The sequence below is a fragment of the Chloroflexota bacterium genome (genome assembly GCA_016197225.1).
GTDB lineage: Bacteria > Chloroflexota > Anaerolineae > Anaerolineales > VGOW01 > VGOW01.
On the sequence record JACPWC010000016.1, the window covers coordinates 18,046 to 43,088 of the forward strand.

Here is a 25,043-nt window from a genome sequence, read left to right on the forward strand (position 1 = left end):
TAGGTCCTTTCTAGTTCGCTACCGACTCCTGGCCGGCGTTTTTCAGCGCCTGTGCTTCAATCCACTCTTTGTCTTCCACGCGCATGAGGAATGGATTGAACAGGCCGATCACACACCACACGGCCAGGACAGCGCCCAGCACCATTATGATCCGGCCCGGATCAAACTGGCTGGCGAGGGCGCCCATTAGGAAGGTGCTGGCCGGCCAGCTAAACTGGGCAATGAGCCGCCGCACCGAAAAGACGCGGCCCTGCAGTTCACGCGGCGTTTGTGTCTGCCAGATGGTCTGCGAATGAGAATTCATCACCGGGATCAGGCCTTCCATCATGAAGGCCGCCGCCGCCGAAAGGAAGATCATCTTGGAAAACCCGTAAACCGTCATTGCCAGGCCGGAGAAAATGAGAGCCACCAGCACGCCATAAACCCGTTTCTTCTTCAAGCCGCCCCAGGCGCTCACCGCCACTCCGCCCACCACGCCGCCGATACTGCCCGCCGTCGCCAGGGTGGCCATGGCGCTCTCAAAGGTAAAGCCGCGCGCGAGCCAGTCGGCGTTCAGTTGGAACTTGACGATGAGGGGTTGCAGAACCAGCGCCCCGGCGGTGAAGTTGGCCACGGTGAACGTGCCCAGCAACCACAGGAACGAGCGGCGATGCCAGATGTACAACGCGCCTTCGCGCACGTCGGCCCACAGGCTTTTCTTTTCACCCGACGCCGTTTCCATGTCGGTGCGTTTGGGCGAAGGGATAAACAGAAAGGCGGGCGCAAGGGCGGCAAAGAAAAAGGTCGCGGCATCAACGCCAATTGCCAGCAGAGCGCCGTCATTTACCTGCCCCAGCAACGAGGCAAAGACCGGCAGTTTGCCGTCACGAGCCAGCGTCGGTAAGACAATGAGGGTCGCGGCGATGCCCGGCGAGAGGATGCCCGACAGCGAGAAGATGGTCTGCATCATGCCGTTGGCACGCGGCAGTTTTTCTTCGGGCACGAGCATGGCGTAAGACGTGTCGAAGGCGGCGTTGTGGAAGGCGAAGAAGGTGGAGCCTAGCAAGCCGATGATGATCAGCCAGATGATGTTTAGCTGGTGAGTGGCGATCAAATAGAAGACGCCCAGGCTCAACAAACCGCTGGCAACATCCATCGCAATCATCGTCCGCTTGCGGTCGTGCCGGTCAACGAAAGCGCCGGCGATGGGCGCCAGGAACACAGCCGGGATCGCAAACGAGAGCGTCAGCGCCGAAATGGCCCAGGCCAACTGCGGCTTCTGGGCTTCGGTGGGATACAGCGTCGTGGTCAGCCAGACGATGATGGCAAACTGGGTCAGGGCGCTTCCGAAAACCGAGACGGATTGTGAAATCCAGACGATCAGAAATGTGCGCCAGCCGTCGGGCGGGGCCTGGTAAGGAGCTGTCGAGTCGGTCATGAGTTATTCCACAAAGATTTCGACGTGCTCGCCGTCTTCTTCGTCGGTCACGTCAATGATCTTGCCGGAGAGGCCGCTCTTGAGAGCGGTGTTGATGGCGTCCATTTGTTCCGAATCAATTTCGGGCGCAAAGCGAGCGCCGATCTTCAAGCCCACGTCCACCAGGCCCATCGGCAGATTGACGTTGACTTTGGCTTTGCCGGTGGCGGTGTCGGTGACGCGGATGCGGAGCCAGCGAGCCGAGCCGCCGGTGAGGCTGGCCGCCGAAATCGGCGGCGGCGTGCGGCGGCTGTCGGCCAGGGCCGACAACAACTTTGCGCCATCATCAGCCGTGATCTTGCCTTCCTCGATCATCTTCAAAATCTTCATGCGTTCTTCGATAGTTGCCATAGTTGTTTACCTGTCTAGCCGATATACACTTGCACTCGTTCGCCGTCGCCCTCATCCACGTCCACAAACAGCGGCGCTTCGGGCGAGGTGGTCTCGTTCAGGGCCAGAATAAGTTCGTCCACGCCGGTATCGCGCAGTTTAGGAATGAAGGGGCTGATCATTCGCAACAGCCAGGCAACAAGGCCGATGGGCAGTGGAAGCGAGATCAGGAGTCGTCTGGGGCCGTCACTCTTTTCGCCGGTCTTGATGCGAATGTGAAGCCACTTGGCCTTGCGGCTGGCCCAGGCCAGGGCCATGATGGCCACGCCCAACACAAACGGCGGCGAGGCCAGCGCCAGCCAGAAACTCACCCCGGCAACCTTCAGCACCCAATACAGGAAGAGACTGCCCAGGATCGTGACAGCCACACCCAGCCACATGATCTTGATCCACCAGCCGCGATAGCGATTAAGTTCTTCGGGCTGTGGCGGCCGGCCCCCACCCCGGCCTTCCCCGGCCGGGAGAGCACCAGCAGGGGAGGGAGTATCTCCCTGGAGTTTGGCCGAAAGGGCATTGAGCAGGCGCAGTCCTTCTTCGGCGCTGATCTTGCCATCCTCGATCATCTGCAAAATTTGCATACGTTCGTTATCGCTGGTCATCTTAATACTCCGACAAACTTCCTTTGGCGCGAGCCGCGTCCTCCTCGCGGCGATACATCCAGTAGCCGAGGAACGGCATGACAAGACCAAAAACGGTGACGATGATGAACTCGACCTGAAGCGGGGCCAGTTCAGGCGAAGTCCCCATGAGGGTTGTGCGAAAAGCGTCCACGCTGTAAGAAAGAGGAATAAAGCGAGCGATGTTTTGCATCCAGCCCGGCAGGGCCGAGAAGGGAAAGAAAGGGGCGCAAAGCACCATGAAGGTGAACTGAAAGAAGTTGGCCAGGGTCTGGCCCGCTTCACGCACGCGCAACGTAATGGCGGCAAAGGCAAAGCCAACGCCAAACGTTCCGAAGAGCGAGAGGATGAGGAAATAGAGACCAAGCGGCAAATTGGCAAATGGCAGTTTGCCGATCATGGCGCTCATGAGCAGGGCCGAGGCAATGCAGAGCGTGCCCGTCCAAACCAGGGTGACGGTGACCCGCGAGAGGAGGCTGTTGAACTTGGAGGCCGGGCTGAGATAAAGCTGTTCGAGCGTGCCCTGCTTCTGCTCGCGGCGCACGTTGTAGCCAATCGTCCACATCGTGTCGCTCACAAAGATGAACAGGATGAAGCCGTAAACCACCAGCCCGGCAGTGGCCGAGTTTTCGGCGGAGGCTTGCGTTCCGCTCCGGGAGAACATCAGCCCGGCCAGGGTCAGGATGATGACGATGAGGAACACCTGACCAAACGAGGCCACCAGTTCCACCGGGTAGCGCAACATGATCAACAGTTCCTTCTTGGTCATGGCGGACAGGGTGGCCCACCAGGCGGCCAGGCCGGTAAGATGTTGAGGCGCTTGATGAGAGTTAGAGTAGGGAGTTAGAGTGGTCATAGAGTCAATCCAAAATCGAAAATCCCAAACCAAAAATCAAAACTGTCCCACGCCTTCGTTGGCTTTCACCCCCCGCTCCACCCGGTTGAACACGGCAAAGCTGAACAGGGGCGCAATGAACAGGAAGGCCCAGAGCACAGCCATATCGAAATACCAATGGCCGAAGAAGAAACCAACGCCGAGCAGGGACGAGCGCACACCGTTGGTGATCCAGGTGGGTGGGAAGAGCCAGGCTATAAATTTGACAAACGGCGGCAGAACCGTGATCGGGAAGAAGATGCCCATGAGAAAGCTGACCACCCACTGCATCAATCCCACCAGAGCGTTAGACTCTTTGACTTTGAGCACCAGCGCCCCAAAGAGAAAGGCAACAGCATACAGCGGGATCAAGCCGACAAAGATAAAAGCCAGCGCCAGCAGAACATCGCCCTGAAACGGGTTGACCCGGAACACCAGGCAACCGATGATGTACGAAAGAAAAGCCGCAATCAGCCCGCGAATGACGCTGTAGATCGCCACGCCGCTGGCCAGGGTCAGGCTGGAGGTGGGCGTGAGGTACACCGCCTCCAGCGTGCCCGTCTCCTGCTCGAAGCGCAACCAGTAAGCGATGTGCCAGAAAGCGTTGGAGACCAGGGTGAAGATGTTGGAGCCGATGAGCAGAAAGGCGACGTAGTTCGTCGTGCCGGTGTTGGCGGCAAAGTTCGCGCCGGCGTCGGCCCCGGCGGTGGCCCGCCCCAGCAACATGGGCATCGAGGCAAAGATCACCGGGATGACGATCTCCAGCGCCAGTTGGCCCGGATAGCGGCTGATGTTGATCATGCGCAAACGCGTCTCAGCCAGCACGGCTGAAAGTTTTTGGGCAAAGGTGGGTTTGATAACGATTGTCATGGCAACCTATTTCACTCGCGTATCATCGGCCAGTGTGCGCCCGGTGCGGGCAATAAATACGTCTTCGAGCGTCACCTCTTCGGGCGTGATCTTTTGCATGACGGCATTGTGCGCGATGAGCGTTTCGATGAGACGCGGCAGGAGCGCCTGATGATCATGAGCCACGACGGTGAGTTGGGCATGGCCGTTTACCGGGGTGGTCGCCGCCTGACTGACGCCGGGGAGAGCGCCAACGGCCTGGCTGGCTTTGGTCGGAATCACACCCTCGATCCGAATGACCATGTCGCGGTTCAGCGAGGCCTTGAGTTCCGGCACCGTGCCCAGAGCCAGCACCTCGCCCCGATCAATGATAGCCACCCGGTCGCACATCGTCTCGGCTTCCGACATGATGTGCGTGGTGTAGATCACCGTCTTGCCTTCCTGGTTGAGTTCACGGACGACGGCTCGTAGTTCGCGGGCTGAGGGCAGGTCAAGGGTGTTGGTCGGCTCGTCCAAAATCAACAGCGGCGCATCGTTGATCAAGGCCTTGGCAAAGGCCAGCTTCATTTTCTGGCCGGACGAATACGTCTCCACCGAACGGTCGGCAATGTCGCCCAGACTCAGGCGCTCAATAATTTGATCGGTGCGGCGGCGGCGCTCGGCGGGGCTGAGGTGATACAACGCGCCAAAAAAGATCATGTTCTCGCGCCCGGTCAACTTCCAATACAGGCCGCGCTCGCCCATCAACATGCACCCCACCGTCGCCCGGATCGGGTTGTCGTCTTTGGTCAACTGAAACCCGTTGATCCACGCCTCGCCCGAAGTTGGCAGGAGGAGCGTCGTCAGGCATTTGATCAGGGTGGTCTTGCCCGCGCCGTTCGGGCCGAGCAGGCCAAAAATTTCGCCGGGCTTGATCTCCAGCGAAATGTCCTTGAGCGCCTCCACCAGTTTTTCTTCCGATTTGAAGAGGCCTTTGCGCTGGCGCGTTTGATACGTCTTCGCCAGTTTTTTGATGATGACTTGACCCTGCATTTTGATCTCCTATCTCCCCTCAATCGCCGCCAACAACTTCTCGGCTTCGGCCACCGTAATCTTGCCCTGCTCCACCATTTTCAGGATGGACATTCGCTCCTCGTCGCTGACGGGTTCAACCGGCGGCACGGGTGGCCTGGGCGGCACTGGCGGTTTAGGGGCCAGAGGCCGCGTAAAATCAAACCGCCACGTGGACGACGAACTCCGTTTGGAGCGATCGGCGGCGTGGGTAGCATGAGCGGCGTGGCGCTCGGCCTTGCGCTCGGCGCGTTCGCGCGCCGCCTCCGCCCGGCGCTCGGCGGCCTCGGCCAACGACTTGGCTCGTCGTTCAGCCGCCTCGGCCCGGCGGCGAGCCGAGTCTGAAACGCGCTCGGCGGCCCGGCGGGCGCGGGCGGCGATCTCGTCGGCGTTCACCCGGCTGGCGCCCATCGTGATATCCAACCCGGCCAGGCGGTCCGTCAGTTGCTTCTCGAAATCGGCCATTTGCGATTCGATCTGGGCTTCAATTTGCGCCGACAACTCTTCGGCCATCACATCGGCCATCATGCCAAATTCTTCGCCAAAGCGGTCGCCAACTTCTCCCATCACATCAGAACCCGAGGCAATATCAGACAGCGAAACGTCGCCGCCGGCCCGCAAATTGACTTTGGCCGCGCCATTGCCAGCCGTCACCATCTTGTTCCGGGAGTTGCCTTCGACCGTCGCGCCAAACACGTCCACGGCAATATCGCCGCCGCTCAGAATGTTGAATGAGGCTGAGGTGTTCGACGGCGCGCGGCAGATGATGTCTGACCCTGACTGGAAATGATATTCCTGGCCGGGCGCAAAATTGAGGCTGAGAATAATGTCGGAACCGACGACGGCCCGCGCAGCAGCGTGGGCGTCGCGCAGGTAAAGGTCGCCGCCCACTTGGTCGGCGGCAAACGCGCCCGCCACCCCTCGCGCCGACACATCGCCGCCCACAATTTTCAACACCAGTGAGCCGCGAATTTTCTTGGCGCTCACGTCGCCATCCACCTGCCCGGCTTCCACCGAGGCCACCTGGCGCAACACCAGATCGCCGCTCACGTGATCGAATCGCAAGTTGCCCTCAATCGCCTTGATCCGGGCGTCGCCGGCCACGTGCGCAACCTTGATCACAGCGCGGCGCGGGACGCGGATGGCGCAATCGGAAAGGCAGGTCACTCGAATCTCGCCGTTCTTCTGCTCGGCGGTCAACATCTTCCGGTCATCTGTCTCGGCATAAAATTCGTTTTGCTCCCAGCCCGACAGGCGCAAATCGCCGGCGATGGAGTCAATCACAATTTCGGGTGCCTCACCGGTCGTGAGGGTGATCTGTTCGGTGTTCATAGATCAGTCCACAAAGATTTCGACGTGTTCGCCGCTTTCAAAATCCTCAACATCCACCAGCCGCCCGCCCGTGCCAGCCTGGAGTTGCTCGATAATCTCGCGCAAGTCCAGCCCGGCAATTTGCGGCTCGTACCTGGCCCCAATCTTCAGCCCGGCATCCACCAGCGAGAGCGGCAGGTTGACGCTGACTTTTTGCTTGCCGGTGTCCAGGTCGGTAACGCGAACGTGAAACCAGCGGTTGGCGGCCAGGGCGTCAAAAGAAGCGGGCGAAGCCGGCGGCTGATTTAAAAGCCGGGCCGCCTCGTCGGCAGAAATCTGGCCGGAGGCCAGTTGTTCAAGGATGTGGGAACGTTCAAGGTTCATAGGGAAGTCCTCGTCAGCCGCCCTGCAGGAGTTTGACGGCATCTTCAGAAGTAATTCGACCGCTGGAGAGATCGTCAAGAATCTGGCGGCGTTCACCATCGCTGATCCCGGTCGGGGCCGCCTCTTCCTGCCCCACCTCAAAGCCCATGGCCCGGATCAGTTCATTCAACCGGCCCCGCAGGGTGGGATAAGACAGGCCCATTTCTTTTTCCATCCGGTTGAGCTTGCCTTCACAGCGAATGAACGTTTCGGCGAAGGCAATCTGCTCCGGGTTGAGACGGTCGAGGGCGCTCACGGCAAAGCGGCCTTCAATAGTCGTGTCACAGCTTCGGCAATGCAGGCGGGTGACGTTGAGCATCTCGCCACACACCGGGCAGGTTCCAATAATTGGATGCATCGTTCCCCCGCCGGCTACCAGGCCCACCAGGCAAGAAGGCCAAGCAGAATAACGGTTGAGGCGATCAACACCTCTCGAACTCGGGGGTAGCCGCCTTTGAAACCCTCAAGCAATTGGGTATGACGACCCTCTTCCAGCAATTCTTCGCGCCGGGAGTTGGTATAAAGTTCAAGTTTCTGAAAGTCATCCATGGGTTCCTCCTGATAGAACAAATGCCCGAAAATTCGGACACGAGATGCTTATTTATATCTATTTCCCTTTTCTTGACTCATTATAAGATATAAATAAATTTTGTCAATAACTTTTTCAATTTTCTTGATTAAAAAATCAATTTTATTTATTTCGCTCTTTGACTTTTCAAAATTATGTTTTTATGTAACGAAAAAGCGGGCTTCTGTCTCGTCAGAAGTCCGCTTTTTGAACAATTTGTCGTTTTGGGAGCTAAACTCTCGGCAAGTTTGGCTTGAAAAGGTCGTAGCTCTCAAGCGCCTTGCCACATCCAATGGCCACGCAAGCCAGCGGGTTGTCGGCCAAATAGGCTGGCACACCCGTTTCTTTAGTCAACAACTTATCAATCCCGCGCAAGAGCGCCCCACCCCCGCACACGACCATTCCCCGATCAATGGTGTCGGAAACCAGTTCCGGCGGTGTCTTCTCCAGCACTGCTTTGACCATGCCAATAATAGAACCAAGTGGCTCAGTCATGGCCTCCACCACTTCACTGGTGCTAATCGTCACCGCCCGGGGCAAACCCGTCACCTGATCCCGGCCCTGCACTTCCATCGTCAACTCTTCGTCCACCGGCACTGCCGCACCGATTCTGATCTTCACATCTTCTGCCGTCGGCTCGCCGATGACCAGGCCATATTTCTTGCGAATGTAGCTAGTGATGGCTTCGTCAAGTTTCATGCCGCCGATCCGGGCCGAGTTGGCGACGACAATGCCGTTGACGGCAATCACCGCCGCCTCGCTGGCCCCGCCGCCGAGATCAACGATCATGTTGCCGGTCGGCGTTCCCACCGGCAGGCCGGCCCCGAGCGCGGCGGCCAGCGGCTCTTGAACCAAATAGACTTCACGGCTCCCGGCCTGCAGGGCCGCCTGGTACACCGCCCGGCTTTCAACACTGGTCACGCCATAAGGCACGCTCACCATCACCCGCGGCTTGAAGAGGCGAAACGGGCCGCATATTTTCTGGATGAAGTAGTAGAGCATGCGTTCGGTCACTTCGTAATCGGCAATAACGCCGTCGCGAAGCGGCCTCATGACTTCAATCGACTCGGGGGCGCGGCCCTGCATTTCTTTGGCCTCCTGCCCCACGGCGACGATCTTCTGTTCGTCCACCTGGATCGCCACAATAGACGGCTCGTGTAAAACGATCTCGCCGTTTTCGTAGCACAACACATTGACCGTGCCCAGGTCAATGCCAATATCTTTAGAGAGAAGCGCCATGAGGGGGTATTCTACTTACAACTGCCCGTATCGGCAAACCTCCCGAAGGCTCAATGTCCGAGCCTTCGGGAGGTTGCGGAGCAATCACTAACCCATCATCGGTGGCGAGCCTGAACGACGTTTCTTCTGGCCCACCTTCAAGCGGATATTCGAGCGCCGGAGGGCATTCTCGATCTCGGCAAAGCGGTCGGAGCCGGGCGGCAGGCCCTGGGCCAGCAGTTCTTCGGCCCGCTTGCGGGCGGCCTCAGCGCGCGCAGTGTCAATCTCGTCGGCGTGTTCAGCCGAGTCGGCCAGCACCGTCACCTTACTGGGGGTCACCTCCAAAATGCCGCCGCCGATGGCGAATGGATATTCCTGCCCGCCTTTGCGAACAAGCAGTTCGCCCTGCTTCAAAGTGGTGAGCAAGGGCGCGTGGTGGGGCAGAACACCCAGCACCCCGTCAATCCCTGGCGCAACCACCATATCCACTTCGTCGGAGAAGACGATGCGTTCCTGAGTCACAATGTCGCAATGGATTGGCATAGTCAGGTAGTCGGGTAGTCAAGTGGTCAAGTGGCCGGATAGTCATTCGCCGACTACCAGACTACTTGACCAACAGACTATTCGACTAAAGCGTCTTCGCCTTCTCAACCGCGCCTTCGATCGTGCCAATGTACATGAAAGCCTGCTCCGGCAGGTCATCGTGTTTGCCGTCGAGAATCTCACGGAAAGAGCGCACTGTCTCCTTCATCGGCACATAAGCGCCTGACACGCCGGTGAAGCGTTCGGCCACGAAGAACGGCTGCGAGAAGAAGCGCTCGATCTTGCGGGCGCGGGCGACCAGCAGTTTGTCGTCTTCTGAAAGCTCGTCCACGCCAAGGATGGCGATGATGTCCTGCAGGTCTTTGTACTTCTGCAATACCTGCTTGACCTCGCGGGCGGTGCGATAGTGCTCGTCGCCGACAATAAGCGGGTCGAGGGCGCGGGAAGTTGAAGTGAGCGGGTCAACAGCCGGGAAGATGCCACGCGCGGCAATCGGGCGCTCGAGGGCGATGGTGGCGTCGAGGTGGGTGAAGGTCGCCACCGGGGCCGGGTCGGAGTAATCGTCGGCGGGCACGTAGACGGCTTGCATGGAAGTGATCGAGCCGCGCTTGGTGGAGGTGATTCGTTCCTGCAGTTCACCCATTTCAGTTGCCAGCGATGGTTGATAACCGACGGCGGAAGGCATGCGGCCAAGCAAAGCCGACACTTCCGAGCCGCTCATGACGAAACGGAAGATGTTGTCTACAAACAACAACACGTCCCGGCCTTCGTCGCGGAAGTATTCACACATCGCCAGCGCCGTCAGGGCCACGCGCAGGCGCACGCCCGCCGGTTCGTTCATCTGGCCGTAGACCATCACCGTGTCCTTCATCACGTCCGCTTCAATCATTTCGCGATACAGTTGTGTGCCTTCGCGGGTGCGCTCGCCCACCCCGGCAAACACCGAGTTGCCTTTGTGGACGGTGGCAATGGAGCGAATGAGTTCGGTGATAACGATGGTTTTGCCCACACCCGCGCCGCCGAAGATACCGGTCTTGCCGCCTTTGGTGAACGGGGCAATCAGGTCAATGGCTTTGATGCCGGTCTCCAGCACTTCCACGCGGGTAGACTGATCCTCAAATTTGGGCGCGGGTCGGTGGATGGGATAGTAGGTGTCACTCGACACGGGTCCCAGTTCATCAATAGGGCGGCCCAGCACGTTGAAGATGCGGCCCAGGGTGGCCGGGCCAACCGGCACTGAAATGGGCGCCCCGGTGGAGGCGGCCACATCCCCGCGCCGCAAGCCATCGGTCGTGTCCATCGCCACGCAGCGCACCCAGTTGTGGCCCAGGTGCTTCTGCACTTCCAGCACCAGCGACTCTGTGCCGGGACGATGAATTTCAACTGCCTCATAAATTTCAGGCAGGTTTTCGGCGGGGAACTCGCAGTCCACCACGCCGCCTTGAATTTGAACAATCTTTCCATTAGAAAGTGTCATAACGTTTCTCCGTGTTGCGTATTTCGTATTGCGTAACGGAATACGCAACACGAAACACGTTCTTATTTCTGCGTTGCCTTCGCCAGCGCTTCCGCGCCGCCGGCGATGTCTAACAGGTCGCTGGTGATCGCCAACTGGCGCGCCTTGTTGTATTGCAGTTGCAAGGTGCTTACCAGTTCTTCGGCGTTGTCGGTGGCGTTGCGCATGGCCACCATGCGGGCGCTGTGCTCCGAGGCTCCCGCTTCCAACACCGCCTGCAAAATTTGCAATTGAGTGAAGCGCGGCAGGATGGTGTTCAGCAACTCCTGAGCGTTAGGTTCGTAAATGAACGGCACTCGGGGGCCGATCGGCCCGTCGGTGTGGCCGACGCCAGCCAACCCGGCCCGTGTCATACCCGTCGTGCTGAACGGCAACAGCTTCTTCACCGTCGGGATTAACTTGATGGTGTTCACGAAGTCGGTATAAGCCAGATAAACTTCATCCACGGCCCCGTTAAGAAAATCGTCAATGGCGGTGCGGGCGATGGGGGCAATGTCGAGCGTGGTGGGTGTGGTGGGCAGGTTGCCAAACTCGGCCACGATCTGGCCGCGCCGCCGGAATACCAGGTCGCGTCCTTTGCGCCCCACCGTCACGTAACGCACTGCCGCCGATTGCGCGCGGGCAAAGGCCATCGTCTCCCGGACGATATTGGAGTTGTACGCGCCGGCCAGGCCGCGATCACTGGTGACGAGAACAATCTCAATCGTCTTCACCGTCTCGCGGGCAGTGAGGAGCGGGTGCAACATCGCCAAACTGCCGGGCTGGTTCGAGAGGTCGGTGAGGATGTCGTAGGCTTTGCCCGCGTAAGCGCGAGTGGCCATCACCGCCTGTTGCGCCTTGCGGACTTTGGAGGCGCTCACGGCTTCGAGGGCGCGCGTGACCTGAGAAATATTTTTGACGCTCCGCATGCGGAGCCGCATCTCGCGTGCTGAGGCCATGGGTTACGCCTGCCAGGTTGAGCTAAAGGCCTGCAGGGCTTCGCGCAAGCCGGCTTCGGTTTCTTTGGTGATCTGTTTCTTGTCGGCGATGTCTTTGAGCAGTTGACCGTAGGAAGTTTCGAGGTAGCGCGACAGGCTTGCCTCCCAATCCTTCATCTTGTCCACCGCCACTTTGTCGGCGAAGCCGTTGGTGACGGCGAAGATGGCGGCCACTTCCTGCTCCAACTGCACCGGCACATATTGCGACTGCTTGAGGATCTCCTGCAACCGCTGGCCGCGTTCGAGTTGGCGCTGGGTGGCCTTGTCGAGATCGGAGCCGAACTGGGCAAAGGCGGCCAATTCGCGGAACTGGGCCATTTCCAGCTTGAGGCGGCCCGCCACTTGTTTCATGGCTTTCGTTTGCGCGTCGCCGCCCACGCGAGAGACGGAGATACCGACGTTAATCGCCGGGCGGATGCCGGCGTTGAAGAGGTCGTTTTCCAAATAAAGCTGGCCGTCGGTGATCGAGATGACGTTGGTAGGAATGTAGGCCGAGACATCACTCAGCAGGGTTTCAATGATTGGCAGGGCCGTGAGTGAGCCGCCGGTGCCAGGCAACTGCTTCACGTCCAAATGGGCGGCGTCGCTTCTGGCTTTCAGGGCGGTATCGGCGTCGTGCTTCGCCAGCGGGCCGTTGTAGGCCTTGCCATCCACTGCATTGGCGACCGAGGGTTCAGCGTCTTTTTTGACGATGACGTATTGTTTCGCCATGCGGCAAGCGCGTTCGAGCAGGCGCGAGTGGAGGTAAAACACATCGCCCGGATAAGCCTCGCGGCCCGGCGGGCGGCGGAGAAGAAGAGACACCTGGCGATAGGCCCAAGCGTGTTTCGAGAGGTCGTCGTAAATAATGAGGGCGTCGCGCCCGGACTCCAAAAATTCTTCGCCCATCGCGCACCCGGCAAACGGGGCGATGTACTGCATGGCCGCCGGGTCTTCGGCAGAGGCGAGAACGACGGTGGTGTATTCCATCGCGCCGTATTTTTCGAGCGTGGCGACGATGCGAGAAATGGCCGCTTTCTTCTGGCCGATGGCAACGTAGATGCAGAAGCAGTCCTTGCCTTTTTGGTTGATGATGGTGTCAATGGCGATGGCGGTCTTGCCGGTCTGGCGGTCGCCGATAATCAACTCGCGTTGCCCGCGGCCGATGGGAAACATGGCATCCACCGTCTTGAGGCCGGTCTGCAAAGGGGTGTCCACGTCCTGCCGGTAGACCACGCTGGGAGCGATGCGCTCGACCGGGCGACGGTTGGAGGTGCTGATGGGGCCTTTGCCGTCAATGGGTTGGCCGATGGCGTTCACCACCCGGCCCACCAGGGCATCGCCCACCGGAACCGAGGCGATGAGGCCGGTGCCGCGCACGGTGGAGCCTTCTGCAATGGAAGCGTACTCGCCCATGATGATGACGCCGACGTTGTCCGCCTCAAGGTTGAAGGCGATGCCGAACGAGCCGTTGACGAACTGCACCAGTTCCGAGGCTTGCACGCCGGCCAGGCCTGAAACGCGGGCGATCCCGTCGCCCGCCTCCAGCACCGTGCCCACATCTTTCGCTTCCAGCTTCGGCGCATACGCTTCAATTTGTTTCTGCAGGTCAGCCGCAATTTGTTGAATGAGATCTGTCATTATGCCTCCGTAGCGCAACCGCGCCTGAATTTAGTTGAGGTGTTGAGGGGAGTTAAGTTGATGAGTCCCTTGAGGAACTGGATATTATGGCGCTGAAATAATATCTTAGAACACCTGATTTGTCCAGCCGTTCACAATCAAATTTCATTTATTCATGCTTCCAATCTTCTGCCAACCCAAAGACCCGCCCGACCAACAGGCAAACGACGACGATACCGAAACGAAACTCGATTGTGACGAGTTGCCAACGGCCAGCGCCTCATTTCTGGATACAATGAGTCCGACCAGGCCTCATGATTCACGGCAATATCTTCATGACTGGTAACTACTCAGACCAGTCTTTCAGAACGCAGATAAACGCTGATACAACGCAGATTTTCGCTGATCTCTTTTTGTTTGTATCCGCGTCCATCAGCGTTTTTTCTGCGAAATCTGCGTTCCGGTTTTTGCCCTGAGCAGTTACCATGACTGAAAATTTTCCCAGCCGCGCTTCAGGCGCAACCTGCCTGCTTGCTTTGATCACCCTGAGCCTGTGCGCCTGCGCCACTGCCAGCCGTGCGGCTTTCGACCAGCGCCCCGCCGAGGCCGCAACACTCAACTCCACCTCCTCGCCTGCCCCCGCCCTCGCGCCAACCCTCAGCCCAACCGCAACTTCAACACCGCCTGCCCTCACTCGCATTCTTTTTACCGGCGACATCAACCCGGGCCGGTGTGTTGCCAGGATCGCCATTGAAGCGGATGATTTCACCCTGCCCTACCAGGCCGTGGCCGACGAACTCCGGTCAGCCGACATTGCGGTGGGTAGCCTCGACGGCTCCATCACCGACCGCGCCACGCCCCTGAGCTGCCCGCAGACCATGAATCTCGTCGGCCCGGCGCGCACTGCCGAAGGTTTGCAGTTCGCCGGCTTCGACGTGATCAGCGTGGCCACCAACCACATCAAAAACTGCGGCGCGGTTGGATGCTGGAACGAGGCCTTGCTCGACTCGATGAAGAATTTAAAGGCGGCAGGAATTGCCGCCGTCGGCGGCGGCTCGACCCTGGAAGAGGCCCGCGCCCCGTTCGTCATCGAACACAACGGGATTCGATTCGCATTCCTGGCCGCTTCATCCGTCGGGCAGGAAATGTGGGCCGGCGAGTCCGAACCCGGCACCGCCCCGCTCCTGATCGAAAACATTGCCGCCGACATCAAAGCGGCGCGCGCCCTCGCCGACGTGGTGATCGTTTTGCCGCAGTGGGGCGGCGAGTACACCGACATCCCGAACTGGGATCAGTTCAAGCTGGCCGGAGCGATGATGGATGCAGGCGCGACGCTGGTGATCGGCAACCAGGCGCACTGGGTGCAGGCGGTGGAGACGTTTCCAGACGGGGTCGTCGCCTATGCGTTGGGGAATTTTGTTTTCGACCAGGGCTGGTCGGAGAAGACGAAACAGGGCGTGGTCTTTGAGGCGGTCTTTCGCGGGGCAACGCTCGAAAGCTGGCGGCTACTGCCCATCTACATTCACGACAACTACCAGCCGCGCTGGGCCGAGCCGGAGAAGGCGAAAGAGATTCTCGACAGCGTCGAGCAGGCCAACGCCGGCTTGCTGGTCGAGCGCGGGGCGCGCTGAACAAAGTGACTCTACCTGTACTCGCTCGTCAGTCCCGGCTCCAGCACAAAACTTTCCAGCAAAGAGTCGCAGGTGGTGCGCTCGCCGTTCACGTAGACAAAGTCGCCGTAAGGATACTCGCCCAACTTGTAGACATGCCAGCGAACCAGCAACGGGTCGGAGCGCAAAAGATCGAGCGCGGCTTGATGCGAGAGATGCGTCGCCTGCCAACTTGCTTTGGCATAACCTTGTTTCAATTGCGCCGCCCGGCAGACCAGGCCCGGGCCGAGAACATTGACCCCCTCTGAGTCTTCGCTTCGCAGTAATGGCATCAGCTCCGGCAGGGCGTCGTCTGAAAGGGTGATCAGATAAGTGGTGTGGAGCTTGCCAGTCTGTCCGTAGTAGTGAATGTTTTGTTGGGCGATGAAGCGATCCACGTCAATCACATTGAGAGTGGTCGTGAAACCGATGACGGCCAGCAGCGCGCCGGGGGCAAACCAGCGCAAGCGTCCGGCCAACAGCGCAACCAGATACGGAAGAAACAACAGACCCAGCCAGATAATCGCCACGTGCGAATAGGTTCGCAGGCGGGTGAAACCAAAGATGGCTTCGTAGAGCAACAGGCGTTGAAGGGCCGAGACGACCATCACTCCGACCAGAGCGGCCATGATCACGTTCAACACGTTGAAGACGGCCGCCCTGGCCCGCCCGTCGCGGCGAGTCACCGTGCTCAACGTCAGCAGGATCAGAAGCGTGATCATCACCACCATCACCAGTTCGCCAAAACCCCGGCGGGCGTACTCGCTGTAGGTGTAGCCGGCCTCGGTGATGTTGGCCGTGCTCCCGAACAAATACTGGAACTGGATGACGACGAACGAAGCAAAGAGGAGGTTAATGCTCCCCAGCACGATGCCGCTTTCGATGAGGCCGACGAAGGGCGGCACGAGCGGCCTCTCCGCGCCGAGCGGCGAGTAGCGGCTGTGCGGCCAGAGCGCCTGGGCCAGCACGCCCAGCGCCCAGAAGGCGGCAATCAGAATCAAGCCGCCGCGCCAGATCAATTCGGGAATGTTGTCGAGGTTGAGCCACTCCAGCAGATCGCGCAAACGGTCGGCAAAGACGAGATCGGCAGCGGCGAGGAGGGCGGCAAACAAGAGCAGGATGGGCGCGGCGACGATCCCGGCCCGCCGAGAGCAGGACGGGCAGAGGGAGCAACACTGTTTCGATCCCGGCCAGCAGGAAGTTGACGGCATAATCCAGCAAGCCGAAGCGGAAGAGTTGGCCGTGATAAAACGTGCGCGCCCACAACGCGCCCAGAGTCAGGGTGACGGCCACGTTGACAAAGGTGGTGAGCGGCTCGGCCCGCACAAAAGTGTAAGCGGCGAACGCGCCCATTGGAAGCAACAGCCACAGCGAGCTGAGAGAGGGCCGGACACGCTCTAACAGCGCCAGGGCCAGGAGCAAGGTCACGCCGAGGGCGACGAAGACCGGGAAGGAAAGGCCAAACGGCTTCTTGTAAAACAGAAGGTCCACGCTGTAGCCGATCAACAGCGCGGCCAGCAGGGCGCGGGAGGCGTTGGCGGGTTTGGGTGAGGTGTTGAGGGCAGGTTCAGAGGTCGGAGTCATATAAACGGGCTTTCAACGGATGGGAAACGGAAAAGCGGATGTGTTTGCACAGCCATCCGTTTTTCCGTTTGCCGAAGGCATCCGTTGAAAGCAGGTCACAAGTATTTCCATTCGCCTCAGTCTACCTCAACCACCCCACCCGCTTCCACCGCCTGACAACGCACCTTGACGCACCTGAGTGCTTGACGAAAAAAGACGCTTAAGCGTCTTTAATGAAATTTCCGGGTAACGATTTGTTACGAGGCTACTCTACATCAATTGCTTGAAAACCTCAGGATGTTGTTCAGCAATTCGAAGCAAAGCTATTGCAGGCCCACTGGGTTTGCGGCGCCCTTGCTCCCAATCTTGCACCGTCCTCAAGCTCACTCCCATTAATCCTGCAAAAGCGGCTTGTGACAACTGAAGTTTGGCGCGTATTTTTTGGGGTGGGGCCGGGCGTTTGAAATTGTGCGTCCGCAAAACCCGTTGACCGGCCTTGTAAGCTTTGATCTCACGAATGCCGTCAAGAATTTCCTGGCCTATGTTACGTTCAGCCATCTTTGAGTTCCTCCGCGATTTGACGCAAGATATGTGCCGGGATATTTTCCCTGTCACTTTTGCCGTAGATCGTCAACATCCAGATTTCGTTGTCCTGTTTCTTGAAATAGTAGATGACACGCACACCGCCCCGTTTGCCTTTGCCAGCCATCATCCATCGTAGTTTTCGGACTCCACCTGAACCAGGAACGATTTTGCCCGCTTCTGGATATTTGAGTAAAAAGACTTGAAGCCCCAAATACTCGTTGTCTGAAAGATAGGAGTAAATCAACTTGGTGAAAGCAGACGTTTCGACAAACTCCATGCCGGCATTATACGGCAAAGCCGTATAACTGACCAGCCCTTTGTACTTGTCTCCTGCGTTTCAACCCGAAGCATACAGTTCGATCTCCGAGCCGTCATCCGGCCATTGCATCGCGCGCTCGAAGGTCAGGCCAAGCTTGCTCAGCACATTGATGGAACGCTCATTGTTTGGCGAGACAATTGCCACGATGCGCTTCAGCCCCCAGACGCTTCTGCCGTAGTCCATCACCGCTGAGGCCGCCTCAACGGCATAACCCTTCGACCAGAATTGGGGCAGGAAGGCGAAGCCGATGTCCACGTCCTCTAATGTGTCCCGTTTGATCAGGCCGCACATTCCAATAGGAGTCCGAGGTTCCTTCAACTCGGTCAAATACAGCCCAAAGCCGAAACGTTCGTAGCTTTCAATGAGCCTATTTGAAATATAACCGCGAGCATCGTCGAGCGTCCTGACGCCTCGGTCGCCGATGAAATGCATGAATGAAGGTTCGTTGAGGAGCGCAAGAATAAAGTCTGCGTCCTCAATCGAGAATCGCCGAAGAATCAAGCGCTCTGTTTCAAGAACCTGCACGCTGATACCTTTCCTTTATGGCTCTTCCGTTTTTAGCGGGATTGTTGTCATCCTGAGGGCGTTCTTCCCGAAGGGTCTCTGGGCCGGCCTTTATGAGAGGCGATAGCGCTCGGAACGGAGATGTAGAGATTCTTCGCTTCGCTCAGAATGACAGGGTCGCCTTGCAAATCACGTTGAAGCCGGGAGAGCCTCCTTTATTTGAGCCTGCCGCCGATACCATTCCAGGGCGATCGGTTCGAGGTGTTTGATCCAGGCGTCCTTGGCATCGTTGTAAGCGGCAATGTCCGCCGGGTGGCGCGCATAGACTTCGCGCTTGAGGGCTTCGTATTCGGCCCGCGCCTGGGCGTGACTGCGCAGATAGGCGGGGAAGGCAAGGTGACGCTCGACATCTGGATTGTCCGCCTGATAAATGTGAGCGTTGTGCGTTCGATACCCGCCGCTGTCGTGGGTGAAGTAGCGCCGGCCGGGAAGTCCATACTCGCCCCAGGCCGTGTAGCCGGCTTCCTGCAGAACGGGCGTCGTGGCTTCTATGCGCGAGAGATCACGGGCCAGCGGGAGCAGATCAATGATGGGTTTGGCCGCCAGGCCGGGAACCGAGGTGCTTCCGATGTGATGCACGGCCACCAACGCCTCGCCGAGGAATGTTTTTAGCCGCTCGGCTTCCCGGGCAAAGGCCGCCGGCCAATCCGGGGAGTAATCGGTGAAAGTGTAGAGGCTTGGCATCTACGTCGAATCATGGATTGCCGAGGCGCAAATCGTAGCGGGTGTAGTTGTCTACGAAAACATCATCAGCCGCGTCAAATTTTCCATTCACCCAAACCTCTGATAGAAGCGGCGAATGAGGGCTGTGTTTTGTTGAGGGGTTATGGTGAAGGCTCTAGTTTAGCGAGTTGTATAAGTGGGCATTATCGCTAGCGTAATGGGTCACCATTATTCGTAGAGGTCTGCAATCGCTTCACGCTGGAGTTCAGCGACATGTAAAGCACGCGTGTTGGCTACAACGCCGGGTTGCAACACCAGATTATCACTTGATAACCGCATTGACCAATGCATCTACAATAGATTCAAGAGTTTTTTCGGTGAAGCTACCTACTTTTCCCATTACGATTTTCCCCTGACCACGAATAGTCTCAACATTCCCCTCATGTTCTAACAAATCCAATGGGTCCTTGCCCTGTGAGACAGCCTTTTGAATAATCGAGAACTTTGCGCGCATAGTTTGGTTGATTTCGTTTACATCTTTCTTTGCCATTTTAACGATTACACAGTCTGGTGAACGTATATCATCAAAAATAAGTAGGCACGGGAACTGAGTAAAGTCTATATTGAACAAACGGGCAACTTGCACACTATATCCTTCACTAGATTGCTTATACAATAACTTGTACCATTGATCTCCTGCAAACCGCGTAACTCTAAATTCCTTTTCGCTTAGCGCAAGAACCAAGCAGTTTGACCCAGACAGAGATTGAAGCTCTTTATTATATTTTTTTAGATAAAGAAGTGCGTCGGTATCCGATGCGAGAATGAGAAAAATAGCATAACAAGGATATCGCCCATAATTGCGCAAGATCGTATGCCACCAAGCTCGAAGCGATTGCGGGTCTGTCAACTTTAGAGCCGCCGCACTTCCCGCAATAGAAACTCCATGATCGCTAGTAGCACCATTGGTATCATCAGTTTCGTTTGTCATTTCTTGCACTCCTAATGGCTGTTGCATAGAAACTTGCAACGGCCAACTGTATCCCGCGAATTTTATCGTCATCTTGAATGATTGGGTTAGTGACATCAAGCTGTAAAGGGATGTCCTTAACTGCTTGAATACGACTGTTTAACGACGGATGCGAAGGTGTGTTTTCGTCTGATACTCGGGCCATGACTTCGTCTAATTCAGGTGCCGACATCAATTGTAAGTAGTAATTGAGGAAATCATCAAAGAAAGAATTCGCGGGATCGTTTGGAAATCGTTCAAGATAATCATTAAAACAAATTTGCAGTTTTACAACCTTTGTAAGCGCGCCAGAGAAAATGTTCGAGCCAAATCTTTCTGCACCTTGTTTATCACAATAGAATTCAAATTCGTAATGAAGATTTCGAGTTATTCCGTCGTAAAGTGGTTGAATGACTCGCAAATAGCCTGCTACTGCTAAATATACAGTATTGCTCAATTCATTAGATAGAATAGCTTTTACCTTGCCAATAGATTGGGTTAACCTCCAAATACTGTGGTGAACAAAGAATGCACGATTATCAAAATGTGCGAGTTCATGTGCGATGACGGACTTGAGTTCAGCCCCCGTTAAGACCCTTACAAGAGGCCATCCTATACAGAGCACTCGTTTAACGTCAGAAGTCAGTGTCACTTCGTATGCAAAGGCTTCGGGTCCGTATGAGAGAAAAATCTCGTCTGGCCCTGGGACATCAAGATCATTTGCTACATCCAAAATGAGATAATCCAGTTCGTCGCATTGGGTTTCATGTAGAGGAAGGCCAAAGTCAATCTTTCCCTTAAATAGTCGGATAATTCGAAATGTGTAATATAGAGTCAGTCCACCACCTAAATATGGGCCTAAGACAGGCGCCGTTCTCACAAGTGTTTCATTGGCGCTGTTCGCCGCGAGGATAATAAACGCCCAATATCCAAGAGCTAATGCAAGTGCAAAACCAAGATAGAATACCAAAACAAGAGCGGCGCTTACAAATATGTTGCTGAAGGTCGCACGCAAGTTTGATTGCATATATTCACAAGCCTAATATACTGCAATTCATCCCTACTTCTTATTCGGCTTCAAGAACGACTTCCGCTCCGGATCAGCGGGCAAGGTCGGCGAGGCGTTCGGGTCGGGCTGGTTGTAGGTGTCCAGGGCGTCGCCCACAGCTTGCCCTGCGACTGAAAGGAGTGCCGAAGGGTTCACGTACTGGTCGCCGGTCCCGCGCCCGGCCACGCCCTCGATCAGTTCGGCGGCCAGCGCCCGGCTCATCTCGGTGGATTGATACTCGCGCATGGCTTCCACTTGAATCCGCCGCTGGGCCACGCCCTCGAAGCGGGCGCGCAAGCTGTCGGGCGGCGTTACCTGCAAGATGAGAGGACTGCTGATGGCAATGCCTAACGGCTCCAGCAACTTGTTGGTGTTGGCCACCAACTGCTTCTCGATGTTCTCAAACTCCTGCGCCCGGCACACGACCTCGGCGGCGTAGGCTGGCAGAATGTTGAGCAGGGCGCGCCGCACCCGGTTGGCGACGATCTCGCAGAACACGTCGCGGCTCAGCCCGCCCAACTTGGCGATGGTCGTCAGCTTGGCGATCTTCTCCGGGGCAAACTCGTAGTTCAGGGCAAAGCGCAAGCCCACCTGCAGGCCGTCGTTCGTCGGCAGGTTGTCGAACTGAAACGAGAAGGCCTCCAGGCCCACCTTGAACTGCGGGCCGAGCGTCTCGGTCAGGGTGTTGTAGCGTTTGAAACCGGGACCGCGCTCCAGCCGGTGATACTGCTCCATGCGCCGCACCAGGCGCACGTGATTCTCTGGAACGTAGTACAGGCCGAACGGCCCGCCGATCCACAATAAAAACCGAAACAGGGGCGGCGCAGACTCAGACATACTCTCTCTCCAGTCCTGGCTTACAGAAATCCAGGCAACCGCTTCGCGTACCACAAAGTCTCAAAGACACAAAGGTCACGAAGCATTCTCTTGTTTCTTCGTGTTTCTTCGTGTCATCGTGTCTTCGTGGTGAAGCGGCTACAGACATTGATAACCGCCGCCGGGCGCAGAGGCAATCAAAACCTTGCCCGGTGGCTCGATCTTGCGCTTCAACTCGGCCACAGCCCGATCCAGCGCCGCGTCCAGTTCACTAGCTCGATGCGCCTCGGCGGCAAAGACTCGCTCCAGCAGGAGACTGCGCGAGCAGGCCTGGCCGCGCTTTTCAGCCAGGACACACAACAGATCAAACTCGGCTTTGCTCAACCCGCTGACCTCTCGACCGTCCACCCGCACCAATTTCACGCCGGGGAAAATTTCAATGACGGCCTCGCCGCCTTTCGCGTTGGGTGGCGGTGTGGCCGCCCTGGCCCCGGCCTTCTGCGACACGTAAGTTTCGAGCGGCGGACAGAGAATGGCGTGCGTGCCGTCCGTTCGTTCGCGAATGAGGCCTTTGGCCATCAACGCCCCCAGCGCCGGGCCGGTCACCGGCCTGCCCTGCGAAGCGGCAACCAAACCGGCGTGCTCCTCGTCCTCAAGGCTGTCCCAAATTTTGCGGCACTCGTCCATCACCGCCGAGTCGTTGATCAATGTCTCAATGAGATCGGATTCCAGCGCGGTCTCTCCGGCGCGGGTCGCAAAGAAGGCGGCCTTGATCAGGCCGGGGTGGCCGCCGGTGGCGGTGAGGAGGCGGTCTATTGCCAACGGCTCGAGTGGACGCGGTTGCGGCAGGCGGGCGGCGAGGCGCTCCAGCATGGTGCGCGCGTCGGCGTCGCTGTACGGCCCGACAGCGAACGAGCGCATGACGGCAATCTCGAAGAAGCTCTCGAACTCCGGCGAGGTCGGGCGCAAGCGGTGCAGTTCGCGGCGGGTGACGGTGATGTAGACGAGTTGATACTTGGAGTCGTCGCGCAGAGCGCGCAAGCGGCGGAAGAGGGCGGGCTGGCATTTCTGAACCAGCGTGTCGCAATCGTCGAGAACGAAAACGAACTGGAAGTTGCTCGCCGCCTTCACCGCTTCCACTGCCCGGCTCAGGGCGCGGAACGCGCCGGAGCGCAGTTCGGGCGAGACGGCTTCACGGTAGAGATCGCCGAGCGTGGCGTTGAGCGCGCCAAGATCACTGCGGGCGGACACTACGTGGGTCAACGAATCGATCATGGCCGCGTAGAGGCTATGCTCTTCGTAAGAGTCGAGGGCGTTGCAGTCCACCATCAGCCACAGCAGGCGGCGGGCGTCAGCGCCAAAGTAGTGCTGGCGGGCGTCGTCGCGCTCGCGCAAAAAGCGCACGATGTTGGACTTGCCGGAACTGCCCACGCCGACGAGGGCGCACGACTCGCCGGCGCGGATGGACTCGACGAGCGGCTCAATGATTTCGGAACGGAAAGTGAGAGGATGAGGAAGGTCGGGCATGAGGGCATTATAGCCAGCTTCCCAAAATTTAGCCGGGCGGGGTCAGGGTTGCAAAAGAATCGTCTCCCCCGGCTGAGGCGGCGAGACCGGCAACCGTTGCAGTTCGGGCCAACGATACATCCCGGCGGAAAATTGGATCTCGCCGGGCGGCATGCCCAACACATGCGTGTCGGCCACCACCTCACCGGCCAGCCAGCAGTGGGTGGGCAGTTGGCCGTCTTGCGGCTGGCCGTCGTGGCCAGCCACGAGTTGCCCGTTCGAGTCGGTGGCATGAACGAAGACGGTGAAGTCTTCGGCCAGAGGCTTGAGGGCTTGCCAGTACAGCGTCACCCTGTCATCGTCAACGTTGTAACCGGCGAGTCGAATTGAGCCGTCGAGGGTGAAGTCTAAAGGTTGGGCGTCCGACGGAAGTTGATAAACCGGGGTCGGCGACCCCTGCCCCTCACGCCCGCTCTCGATGGGTTGCAACATCCAACCGGCGACGATGGCTTGCGTTCCCATCAACGCTAACAGCGCCACTGATGGAAGGCGTAAACGCACTGCGCCGGCAACGCCCAACAACATCCACAGCGGCGAGAGGAAGAGCCACAGCCGCGCCGTCTCACCCAACACAAACGCCGAGAAGTCGAGCAAGAGGATGAAGCCCAGCAAGCCGAGCGCCAGCGCCGACCAACGCCGTCTGCGACGGCTCTGCCAGCACAGCCACAGCGCCGGGCCGAGGAGCGCCAGGCCCGTCCAACTGGCGAAGTCGTAAAGGTTGTACCAGGCCCAGAGCCAGTAACTGCGCCCGATGTCGCCATGCACTTCGAGCGCGCGGCGATACATGGCGATTCCCGAAACGCCCCACCCCAGCCAATAAACGATCCATACTGTAGACAGGCCGACGATCATCAATAAGCCAATCGTGATCGCCCGGCCCCAGTCGGCCCGGTTGTGCCGCTTTGTCACCAACCAGCCGCCGACGAGAAAACCGTTCAGCCCAAGAAAGGCGATGTTGCCAAAGCTGATGAAACTGCCGAGCGAGAGCAGAAGTCCGGCGGCGAGGGCGTAAGCCGGCCACACCCGGTGATTGATGATGGATTGCCAGGTGAGCCAGGACCCGGCCAGGGCAATTGGCACGTAGAGTTGATTGAAGGCCGGAGCAAACGCCGACAGCGCTGGAATGAACGGATAGAGTCCGACGGCGAGCAAAGCCGTGCGCCGACCGAAAAATGTTTGAGCCAGAGCAAACAACGGCAGAACGCCCAGGCCGCCGAAGAACGGCAGTGCAAACTGCGCCAACGCGCTCGCCACTTGCGGATACGAAAAACCAATCATCTCCGGGTGCAGACAGTCGGCGCGCAAGAGCCGGCGCCCGGCCTGCTCGCCCAGCCCCGGCCAGGCCTCGAACAACTTGCGGGCCATATAAAAGATCAGCGGGATGCCGGGCGGGTGCGTGCGCGCATGCACTTCACGATAACCGCCCATCCGGTCAATGTGCGCGATCAGAAACTCGTTCGGGTCGTCAATTCGAGCGCCGACGTTGAAGTAACTGCCGCTCGTCGTCGAAGCCGTGATCTGCAACATCTGCCGGATCGGATCGCCGCGCAGGGACAGGAGCGTATACGGCAGAAAACCGCTCACCAGCACTGCGCCAATCAACAACGGGGCAACCGTCGTTCGCGTGGGTCGCCTCTCCCGCCAGGCCACCAGCGCCGTCCAGGCAACCATCAACAAGAGAGGCCAAAGGAATGCAACCGAGAGCGGGGCCGGGCGGCGAGTCCACACCCACTCGGCGTTGCCGTAAACGAGAGACGGCCAGCCCGTGATCAGCGCAACGCAATACGCCAGCGCCGGAGCGGCTACGATCAACAGAGAGAGTTTGCGCTTCAAAGGGAGTGTCTTTTGTTCAAGCCGAATTTACGCATTG

The 25,043-nt window shown here is 58.2% G+C and carries 26 protein-coding genes; 1 reads left to right on the top strand and 25 read right to left on the bottom strand.

Annotated elements, in window-relative coordinates; genetic code table 11:
- Positions 1 to 10: 10 nt before the first annotated feature.
- The 15 genes from HYZ49_03170 to HYZ49_03240 all read right to left on the bottom strand — a co-directional run bounded on the left by HYZ49_03170 (position 11) and on the right by HYZ49_03240 (position 13,412).
- A complete protein-coding gene (locus HYZ49_03170) occupies positions 11 to 1,417 on the bottom strand; it encodes an MFS transporter (GenBank protein MBI3241275.1) in 1,407 nt (468 codons plus the stop codon).
- A gap of 3 nt (positions 1,418 to 1,420) precedes the next feature.
- On the bottom strand, positions 1,421 to 1,807 hold the full coding sequence (locus tag HYZ49_03175; GenBank protein ID MBI3241276.1) for a hypothetical protein: 387 nt from the start codon (positions 1,805 to 1,807) through the stop codon (positions 1,421 to 1,423).
- A 14-nt stretch (positions 1,808 to 1,821) separates the two neighbouring features.
- On the bottom strand, positions 1,822 to 2,445 hold the full coding sequence (locus HYZ49_03180; GenBank protein ID MBI3241277.1) for a hypothetical protein: 624 nt from the start codon (positions 2,443 to 2,445) through the stop codon (positions 1,822 to 1,824).
- Position 2,446: 1 nt separating this feature from the next.
- Positions 2,447 to 3,319 (bottom strand): ABC transporter permease, encoded by an 873-nt coding sequence (locus tag HYZ49_03185; GenBank protein MBI3241278.1) that lies wholly within the window; start codon positions 3,317 to 3,319, stop codon positions 2,447 to 2,449.
- A gap of 36 nt (positions 3,320 to 3,355) precedes the next feature.
- Positions 3,356 to 4,207: an ABC transporter permease gene (locus HYZ49_03190; GenBank protein ID MBI3241279.1), complete on the bottom strand. Its 852-nt coding sequence runs from the start codon at positions 4,205 to 4,207 to the stop codon at positions 3,356 to 3,358.
- Positions 4,208 to 4,213: 6 nt separating this feature from the next.
- Complete coding sequence (locus tag HYZ49_03195) at positions 4,214 to 5,218, bottom strand: ABC transporter ATP-binding protein (GenBank protein MBI3241280.1); 1,005 nt, start codon at positions 5,216 to 5,218, stop codon at positions 4,214 to 4,216.
- A gap of 9 nt (positions 5,219 to 5,227) precedes the next feature.
- Positions 5,228 to 6,568 (bottom strand): hypothetical protein, encoded by a 1,341-nt coding sequence (locus tag HYZ49_03200; GenBank protein ID MBI3241281.1) that lies wholly within the window; start codon positions 6,566 to 6,568, stop codon positions 5,228 to 5,230.
- Positions 6,569 to 6,571: 3 nt separating this feature from the next.
- Complete coding sequence (locus HYZ49_03205; protein ID MBI3241282.1) at positions 6,572 to 6,931, bottom strand: hypothetical protein; 360 nt, start codon at positions 6,929 to 6,931, stop codon at positions 6,572 to 6,574.
- Positions 6,932 to 6,944: 13 nt separating this feature from the next.
- Positions 6,945 to 7,328, bottom strand: a complete 384-nt coding sequence (locus HYZ49_03210) for a DUF2089 domain-containing protein (protein ID MBI3241283.1) — start codon at positions 7,326 to 7,328, stop codon at positions 6,945 to 6,947.
- A gap of 14 nt (positions 7,329 to 7,342) precedes the next feature.
- The gene (locus HYZ49_03215; GenBank protein MBI3241284.1) at positions 7,343 to 7,519 is read right to left on the bottom strand and encodes a hypothetical protein; all 177 of its coding nucleotides are present in this window, start codon (positions 7,517 to 7,519) and stop codon (positions 7,343 to 7,345) included.
- A 250-nt stretch (positions 7,520 to 7,769) separates the two neighbouring features.
- Positions 7,770 to 8,777, bottom strand: coding sequence for a rod shape-determining protein (locus HYZ49_03220; GenBank protein ID MBI3241285.1), 1,008 nt, complete (start codon positions 8,775 to 8,777; stop codon positions 7,770 to 7,772).
- Between the two features lie 87 nt (positions 8,778 to 8,864).
- On the bottom strand, positions 8,865 to 9,299 hold the full coding sequence (locus HYZ49_03225; GenBank protein MBI3241286.1) for a F0F1 ATP synthase subunit epsilon: 435 nt from the start codon (positions 9,297 to 9,299) through the stop codon (positions 8,865 to 8,867).
- Between the two features lie 85 nt (positions 9,300 to 9,384).
- Complete coding sequence (gene atpD, locus HYZ49_03230; GenBank protein ID MBI3241287.1) at positions 9,385 to 10,776, bottom strand: F0F1 ATP synthase subunit beta; 1,392 nt, start codon at positions 10,774 to 10,776, stop codon at positions 9,385 to 9,387.
- A 62-nt stretch (positions 10,777 to 10,838) separates the two neighbouring features.
- The gene (atpG, locus tag HYZ49_03235; protein MBI3241288.1) at positions 10,839 to 11,753 is read right to left on the bottom strand and encodes an ATP synthase F1 subunit gamma; all 915 of its coding nucleotides are present in this window, start codon (positions 11,751 to 11,753) and stop codon (positions 10,839 to 10,841) included.
- A gap of 3 nt (positions 11,754 to 11,756) precedes the next feature.
- Positions 11,757 to 13,412, bottom strand: a complete 1,656-nt coding sequence (locus HYZ49_03240) for a F0F1 ATP synthase subunit alpha (GenBank protein ID MBI3241289.1) — start codon at positions 13,410 to 13,412, stop codon at positions 11,757 to 11,759.
- A 464-nt stretch (positions 13,413 to 13,876) separates the two neighbouring features.
- On the opposite strand from HYZ49_03240, the gene HYZ49_03245 reads away from it, so the two are divergent.
- Complete coding sequence (locus tag HYZ49_03245) at positions 13,877 to 15,022, top strand: CapA family protein (protein ID MBI3241290.1); 1,146 nt, start codon at positions 13,877 to 13,879, stop codon at positions 15,020 to 15,022.
- Between the two features lie 11 nt (positions 15,023 to 15,033).
- On the opposite strand, the gene HYZ49_03250 is transcribed toward HYZ49_03245, so the two are convergent.
- The 10 genes from HYZ49_03250 to HYZ49_03295 all read right to left on the bottom strand — a co-directional run bounded on the left by HYZ49_03250 (position 15,034) and on the right by HYZ49_03295 (position 25,006).
- Positions 15,034 to 16,104: a DUF4173 domain-containing protein gene (locus tag HYZ49_03250; GenBank protein ID MBI3241291.1), complete on the bottom strand. Its 1,071-nt coding sequence runs from the start codon at positions 16,102 to 16,104 to the stop codon at positions 15,034 to 15,036.
- A gap of 769 nt (positions 16,105 to 16,873) precedes the next feature.
- Positions 16,874 to 17,161 (bottom strand): type II toxin-antitoxin system MqsA family antitoxin, encoded by a 288-nt coding sequence (locus HYZ49_03255; GenBank protein ID MBI3241292.1) that lies wholly within the window; start codon positions 17,159 to 17,161, stop codon positions 16,874 to 16,876.
- Positions 17,154 to 17,465, bottom strand: a complete 312-nt coding sequence (locus tag HYZ49_03260; protein ID MBI3241293.1) for a type II toxin-antitoxin system RelE/ParE family toxin — start codon at positions 17,463 to 17,465, stop codon at positions 17,154 to 17,156. The genes HYZ49_03255 and HYZ49_03260 overlap by 8 nt, the downstream gene beginning before the upstream one ends.
- 60 nt (positions 17,466 to 17,525) lie before the next feature.
- Positions 17,526 to 18,032 (bottom strand): GNAT family N-acetyltransferase, encoded by a 507-nt coding sequence (locus tag HYZ49_03265; protein MBI3241294.1) that lies wholly within the window; start codon positions 18,030 to 18,032, stop codon positions 17,526 to 17,528.
- 168 nt (positions 18,033 to 18,200) lie between these two features.
- Positions 18,201 to 18,755, bottom strand: a complete 555-nt coding sequence (locus HYZ49_03270) for a GrpB family protein (GenBank protein ID MBI3241295.1) — start codon at positions 18,753 to 18,755, stop codon at positions 18,201 to 18,203.
- Positions 18,756 to 19,056: 301 nt separating this feature from the next.
- A complete protein-coding gene (locus HYZ49_03275; GenBank protein MBI3241296.1) occupies positions 19,057 to 19,725 on the bottom strand; it encodes a hypothetical protein in 669 nt (222 codons plus the stop codon).
- On the bottom strand, positions 19,709 to 20,770 hold the full coding sequence (locus tag HYZ49_03280) for a M48 family metalloprotease (GenBank protein MBI3241297.1): 1,062 nt from the start codon (positions 20,768 to 20,770) through the stop codon (positions 19,709 to 19,711). The genes HYZ49_03275 and HYZ49_03280 overlap by 17 nt, the downstream gene beginning before the upstream one ends.
- Before the next feature lie 33 nt (positions 20,771 to 20,803).
- Positions 20,804 to 21,628, bottom strand: a complete 825-nt coding sequence (locus HYZ49_03285; GenBank protein ID MBI3241298.1) for an SPFH domain-containing protein — start codon at positions 21,626 to 21,628, stop codon at positions 20,804 to 20,806.
- Positions 21,629 to 21,766: 138 nt separating this feature from the next.
- Entirely contained in the window at positions 21,767 to 23,134 is a 1,368-nt protein-coding gene (locus tag HYZ49_03290; GenBank protein ID MBI3241299.1) for a winged helix-turn-helix transcriptional regulator, read from the bottom strand.
- A gap of 42 nt (positions 23,135 to 23,176) precedes the next feature.
- Positions 23,177 to 25,006, bottom strand: a complete 1,830-nt coding sequence (locus HYZ49_03295; protein MBI3241300.1) for a hypothetical protein — start codon at positions 25,004 to 25,006, stop codon at positions 23,177 to 23,179.
- Positions 25,007 to 25,043 lie beyond the last annotated feature (37 nt).

Coding starts and splice junctions, on each gene's coding strand:
- HYZ49_03205 (MBI3241282.1), bottom strand. CDS start 6,931: ATGAACCTTGAACGTTCCCACATCCTTGAACAACTGGCCTCCGGCCAG.
- HYZ49_03245 (MBI3241290.1), top strand. CDS start 13,877: ATGACTGAAAATTTTCCCAGCCGCGCTTCAGGCGCAACCTGCCTGCTT.
- HYZ49_03185 (MBI3241278.1), bottom strand. CDS start 3,319: ATGACCACTCTAACTCCCTACTCTAACTCTCATCAAGCGCCTCAACAT.
- HYZ49_03200 (MBI3241281.1), bottom strand. CDS start 6,568: ATGAACACCGAACAGATCACCCTCACGACCGGTGAGGCACCCGAAATT.
- HYZ49_03260 (MBI3241293.1), bottom strand. CDS start 17,465: ATGGAGTTTGTCGAAACGTCTGCTTTCACCAAGTTGATTTACTCCTAT.
- atpD (MBI3241287.1), bottom strand. CDS start 10,776: ATGACACTTTCTAATGGAAAGATTGTTCAAATTCAAGGCGGCGTGGTG.
- atpG (MBI3241288.1), bottom strand. CDS start 11,753: ATGGCCTCAGCACGCGAGATGCGGCTCCGCATGCGGAGCGTCAAAAAT.
- HYZ49_03255 (MBI3241292.1), bottom strand. CDS start 17,161: ATGGCTGAACGTAACATAGGCCAGGAAATTCTTGACGGCATTCGTGAG.
- HYZ49_03180 (MBI3241277.1), bottom strand. CDS start 2,445: ATGACCAGCGATAACGAACGTATGCAAATTTTGCAGATGATCGAGGAT.
- HYZ49_03220 (MBI3241285.1), bottom strand. CDS start 8,777: ATGGCGCTTCTCTCTAAAGATATTGGCATTGACCTGGGCACGGTCAAT.
- HYZ49_03290 (MBI3241299.1), bottom strand. CDS start 23,134: ATGCCCGACCTTCCTCATCCTCTCACTTTCCGTTCCGAAATCATTGAG.
- HYZ49_03270 (MBI3241295.1), bottom strand. CDS start 18,755: ATGCCAAGCCTCTACACTTTCACCGATTACTCCCCGGATTGGCCGGCG.
- HYZ49_03215 (MBI3241284.1), bottom strand. CDS start 7,519: ATGGATGACTTTCAGAAACTTGAACTTTATACCAACTCCCGGCGCGAA.
- HYZ49_03225 (MBI3241286.1), bottom strand. CDS start 9,299: ATGCCAATCCATTGCGACATTGTGACTCAGGAACGCATCGTCTTCTCC.
- HYZ49_03175 (MBI3241276.1), bottom strand. CDS start 1,807: ATGGCAACTATCGAAGAACGCATGAAGATTTTGAAGATGATCGAGGAA.
- HYZ49_03240 (MBI3241289.1), bottom strand. CDS start 13,412: ATGACAGATCTCATTCAACAAATTGCGGCTGACCTGCAGAAACAAATT.
- HYZ49_03285 (MBI3241298.1), bottom strand. CDS start 21,628: ATGTCTGAGTCTGCGCCGCCCCTGTTTCGGTTTTTATTGTGGATCGGC.
- HYZ49_03275 (MBI3241296.1), bottom strand. CDS start 19,725: ATGACAAACGAAACTGATGATACCAATGGTGCTACTAGCGATCATGGA.
- HYZ49_03195 (MBI3241280.1), bottom strand. CDS start 5,218: ATGCAGGGTCAAGTCATCATCAAAAAACTGGCGAAGACGTATCAAACG.
- HYZ49_03280 (MBI3241297.1), bottom strand. CDS start 20,770: ATGCAATCAAACTTGCGTGCGACCTTCAGCAACATATTTGTAAGCGCC.
- HYZ49_03210 (MBI3241283.1), bottom strand. CDS start 7,328: ATGCATCCAATTATTGGAACCTGCCCGGTGTGTGGCGAGATGCTCAAC.
- HYZ49_03190 (MBI3241279.1), bottom strand. CDS start 4,207: ATGACAATCGTTATCAAACCCACCTTTGCCCAAAAACTTTCAGCCGTG.
- HYZ49_03170 (MBI3241275.1), bottom strand. CDS start 1,417: ATGACCGACTCGACAGCTCCTTACCAGGCCCCGCCCGACGGCTGGCGC.